Source organism: Rhizobium sp. FG96, from assembly GCF_057808655.1.
Genome location: NZ_JBMDIL010000032.1, coordinates 1 through 4,941 on the forward strand (window position 1 = coordinate 1; position 4,941 = coordinate 4,941).

Annotated in this window: 3 protein-coding genes; 1 reads left to right on the forward strand and 2 read right to left on the reverse strand. The window is 53.5% G+C overall.

Translation table 11 applies throughout. The features are described 5' to 3' along the window. Positions 1 to 269 precede the first annotated feature (269 nt). Together ACODR6_RS31985 and ACODR6_RS31990 are read right to left on the reverse strand one after the other, a co-directional pair. Positions 270 to 902, reverse strand: a complete 633-nt coding sequence (locus tag ACODR6_RS31985) for a class I SAM-dependent methyltransferase (RefSeq protein WP_489026587.1) — start codon at positions 900 to 902, stop codon at positions 270 to 272. Between the two features lie 319 nt (positions 903 to 1,221). After that, positions 1,222 to 1,989: an LbetaH domain-containing protein gene (locus tag ACODR6_RS31990; RefSeq protein ID WP_489026589.1), complete on the reverse strand. Its 768-nt coding sequence runs from the start codon at positions 1,987 to 1,989 to the stop codon at positions 1,222 to 1,224. Positions 1,990 to 3,335: 1,346 nt separating this feature from the next. Here ACODR6_RS31990 and ACODR6_RS31995 point away from each other — a divergent pair. After that, on the forward strand, positions 3,336 to 4,901 hold the full coding sequence (locus tag ACODR6_RS31995; RefSeq protein WP_489026591.1) for an N-acetylneuraminate synthase family protein: 1,566 nt from the start codon (positions 3,336 to 3,338) through the stop codon (positions 4,899 to 4,901). Positions 4,902 to 4,941: the final 40 nt, after the last annotated feature.

Consider the following 4,941-nt stretch of genomic DNA (forward strand, 5'->3'; position numbering starts at 1 on the left):
TCTCGATGGGCCAGAGCTTACTTCAAAATGGATTATTTCAACGGGGCAAGGTCACCCGGTAGTTGAGCCAGTCCACCCACCATTCCAGAGTACAGAACTCGACCGCCGCGAAGTTACGCCATGGTCACGCCGTTGGATGACGTCGGCCAGCGCGCGCAGCCTATCCTCCAAGCCTTCTTGCTCGAACTTCCCAATGTCGTCGGGCCCCTAGAGCCTCCCTATGTCCTAAAACGCATTTCGGTTGTCACGATTGAGACACCTAGCCAAAGCTACTTTATCGCCTCGACGTAGAGGCTCCTGTACTGTTCGTTTGCCTCGGAGGGATAAGTCCCTTCGAAATTGAAGTCGTCGCTCCCAATATCCTGAAAGTCGGCGCGGCGAATTTTTTCCGGAGAGAAGCCGTTGCGGCCCATAAGAGCTTTCATGGCTTCAAAATCCCACGCGTTTTGGTGGGCGAGGCTCTCACCCAGAAGATCTGGCTGCCAGTTCTTCGAAATAAAATCCTCTCTCAGGCATTCGAAAAGCGTCATGTCGATGCCGTCTCGCTGTTTTGCGCGATCCCGGCGACGGCTGAATAGCTCAAAATCAACGTTTCCAGCGATGTACTCCCTTATTGAAACTTCGGGGTTGGGGACAATCACGCGGAGAATTCCGCCCGGGTGCAGAATCCTGAAGCACTCCGCCATCACGGAGTTTATCCGGAAAGGGGAGATGTGCTCGAAAGTGTGGCTGGCGTATATGGCGGTACAGCTTTCATCCGGAAGTGGGAATCCGTCGAATGTCTGAAAGTCGACAATGATGTCGCCGCGGTCGGGATCAATATCAGCTGTGATCCAATGTCTGTTCGGCTTGGTCCAGCCGGCCCCAGGACCGACATGCAATCGGTATGGATGACTGGCCAAGGACGATTTCCATTCGTGGGGCCGTCGAGTGGGAGTAATCTGCCAGGACAAGTCATGTCCAAACATGGATACCTTACCCTTTTTAATTCGCTTCAACGCCCGCATCAAAACCTCGCAAGTTCAACTGCCGCAAGCAAGTAGCAGACTTCCATTTCACTAAACAAGCCACGCATGAATTCGAAAATCAGCACATATACAAAGCCTGAGGTCGAGCGCAGCCGAGCGTCAATGAATTTCGTGTGGAACTGCCGGCTGTCGTGTTGCTGGAACAGGAGATTCCGGCTACCGCATGATCGAGGCCAAACCGTTCCCGGTCTGATCACGATATCGAGCTATTCTGCGAGTTGAGATAGCGACGACGTGCCTCCTCCTGGGCGAAATCGTTACGATCTGCCCATGCTTCCCTGAACTCCGAGCCCGCTTCCAGGTGATTGGGGTTTTGAAACCACTGTACGTCGCGGCGAACCACCCTGGCTAGGTTTCCAGCTAAGACCACGTGACCCTCCGTGAATCTCTTGGTCACCACCGCGCACGCGGCAACTATACTCTCTTCAGGAATTGAGGCACGTTTAGTCAGGTAGGCTCTCTCGCCGATCCAAACATGGTTGCCAATTACCACGCCGTCTGAGACGTCCAGATATTCGCCCGCACTTTTATCGAAAATGAGATGGGGAGATTCGCCGCATCGAATGATGATTTCACGAGAGAGTAAACCATTGCGGCATATAGAGAGAGAACTGAGGGAATTAGGCACTAAAAACTCGCAGTTATGAGCGCTTGACAATCCCTTTCCAATGTCGACGACCGCTCCGAAAGCTTGCCGATGATTGCCAACCCTGATCGTAAGTAGGTCTGATTTATAGAGGCGTCCGATTTTCACCGTGTTGTAGTCGCCGGTCACAAAGATACGAACGACGGAGGGGCGGTCAGCCCCATCGATTTCGACCGTGTTGTGATTTCCCTTGATTTTTATCGAGGGAGTCACGTTTTCGCCAATCACGACTGTGTTGGTGTCCGCCGCGAGAGGCGTGGGGCTTTTTTCTGTATCCGGGCGCAGACGTAAGGTTCTGATGATGCGACGGATCATGATCGCGGCCTTCCTCCTTTGGCAACTTCACTACCGCTAGCACACGATCGTTGGTCTCGCCAATGATTAGCTAGGGCGCTGAGCGCCAATTGGCGCTGCTCTTATAGTCTCGCTCAGTGTGGTTGCGGTTTTGATAATCTAAATCTGAGATTGCTGTGAGGCTGGTTGAAAAGCTTGGGCGGGGTTCTCCTGCTGTCTCTGTCTCTGTCTCTGTCTCTGTCTCTGTCGTGCGTCCATCTATCGGCACCGAAGGAAGTTGTCCCGGTATCTCCGACACCCACATTCCCCCGTGGGTCTCCATCGCTCTCCTTATCGCTGCTCCGTTCGCACGCGTTATCGATCGGGAGGCCTCAGTGGCCGCCAATAAGATCACTCCATCAACCGGGCGAAGACGGTGATAGCGGCCGCGCTGCTGCCGCTACGGCGTTCTGCGCGCTCTATCTGGCCGTCCGTCCATTCTCGAGCAAAGAGCAGCAACGCGGCAGTACACGCGTCAGACCCCAGGCTTGCAAGACCAGAGTGCAATTGCTTCATCGTCCGCTTCTGCTTGCAGTCCTCTTGGGATTCCGTGGTCAACCGGGCCGATAAACGATCTGACAAGCTTGCTCGGCTGATCTTAGACGTTGAACTTCGGCTCCACGCAGATTTTGCGGATAATATTCCGGATAGGCCTCCTGCGGCACATCTCCCGGATCGGTAGAGGTGCTCAAAAATTCCAGCCTCGGAATACGCGCAATAGCCACATGTCGATTGGCTCCAGCCCCCCACCCAATTGAAAATGAGGTACTTCTCAGTGAGCTTCGCAATCCCGGGGGCAGCTCTCAGCGCAAATCAACAGCCTCCTTACATGTCGCTGTTTCCAGGTTGATTGTCGGGTCGCCTGATGCTAAAGCGCAGGGGAGAAGGCTGTTCTTCAGAAGTGTCACCCAAGAGCTGACACTTAATGGATGGTGGGAACTCGCGGAACGAGGTTTCCCCTTGTGAAAACAAGTATTGTGCGTAACGCTATCTCCAATCACTCCATCGGCGAGCCGGCTTAACAGAGAGGAGATTTCTCCAGAACTTGGGGCTATAGGGGGAGCTTGCGCCCGCTTTCCAAGAATTGGGGTTTCAGCTAGTCGGAATTTAAAGAGCGTGCAAAAATCACTATAGTCCCTCAGGAGAGGATGCGGTTTCCGACTGCAGATCATAGAAGACTAAGGTGGCCCTCTGTGTGTCGGGGCAGGGGCCGAAACGGCATTGATCGGTTCGCGGGAAGTGAGAAAGCGGCTAGGCGCTTATCGTCGAATTTCAACCTGCCGGTCGGCCGCGAGTCAAGAGACGACGTATTCTAAAGGGGAATGGCATTGCATATTAGCAAGCAAATAGCGGCATATATTGTTTACTATGAGGATTCCATACAGTTCGCGCTACAGAAAATAAACAAGAACACCAGAAGGCTTGTTTATTGCTTGTCCGATTCCGGGGCTTTGGAGGGTATAGTAACCGATGGGGACTTCCGGAGGTGGGTGGTCAATGTTCATGACATCGATCTCCTGAAACCTGTCCGGGAAATTGCGAATACAAACTTTGTGCGGGCTCGCCTTGACGATAATCCACAACATATCGAGGCGCTCTTCAATTCCAAGATTACGTCAATTCCGATCGTCGATGAGTCAGGGCGCCTTTCTGCTATCGCTTGGCGAGAGCAGCAAACGATGCAGTTTGGAGACAAGGAAATTGGCGATGATAAACCTGCGTTTTTAATCGCCGAGATCGGCAATAATCACAACGGCAGCCTTGAGTTGGCAAAACGTTTGATTGAAGAAGCGGCGAAAGCCGGTGCTGACTGTGCGAAGTTCCAGATGCGCGACATGAATAGCATCTATGCGAATGGTGGAGACGTCGGCAGCGAGGATCTGGGAGCGGAATACACACTAGACCTCTTGCGCAAATTTCAGCTGACGGCTGAAGAGATGTTCTTGGCCTTGGACTACACTAGGCAGTGCGGCATGGTCCCGCTATGCACTCCTTGGGACCTACAAAGTCTGAGCCTTCTCAACGACTATGGGCTTGAAGGGTTCAAAATCGCTTCTGCAGATTTGACAAACCACGATCTCCTTCAGGCCGCGGCTAAGACCGGCCGGCCTCTGCTCATATCGACGGGAATGTCATTGGAGCATGAAATACAGCAAAGCGTCGGCCTGCTGAGAAAACTGGGCGCCTCCTTTGCCCTCTTGCAGTGTAACTCGACCTATCCAGCGCCGATGCGCGATATCAACCTCGCGTACATGCACCGGCTCAAAGAAATATCTCAGGGTGTCGTTGGCTATTCAGGACACGAGCGCGGCTACGAGGTCTGCATTGCGGCCGTCGCGCGTGGCGCGCGAATCATCGAGAAACACTTCACCCTTGATCGGAACATGGAAGGGAATGATCATCGCGTGAGTCTCTTGCCGGACGAGTTCGCTTCTATGGTGCGGGCCGTTCGCAACGTCGAAGAGGCGATCGGCAGCGGTTCTGAGCGTACAATAAGTCAAGGTGAGCGACTTAATCGCGAAATATTGGCAAAATCGTTGGTCGCGGCTCGGGATATCCGAAAGGGTGAGACCCTCGACAAACTAATGATCGATGCGCGAAGCCCAGGGCGAGGCCTGCAGCCCTCCCGTCTAAAAGATTTGATCGGCACACCGGCTCGGCGCGACCTGCGCGCGGGCGAAGTGTTCTTCGAAAGTGACATCCTGGGAGAAAGCGTAGCACCTCGGAGGTATCATTTTGATCGCCCATGGGGCATTCCCGTACGTTATCACGATTTCACTGCACTGACGAAAAATGCGCCTCTCGATTTCGTGGAAATCCACTTCAGCTATCGGGACCTTGAGCACGAGCCGTCAGATTACTTCGACTCACCAACAAGGCTAGCAGGCCGTTGAAAAAGGCGCTGGCACATATGCTGTTGTCGTGATTCACTCG

Bases quoted from the DNA above. Each gene is read 5' to 3' on its own strand.
- ACODR6_RS31990 (WP_489026589.1), bottom strand. From the start codon at position 1,989: ATGATCCGTCGCATCATCAGAACCTTACGTCTGCGCCCGGATACAGAA.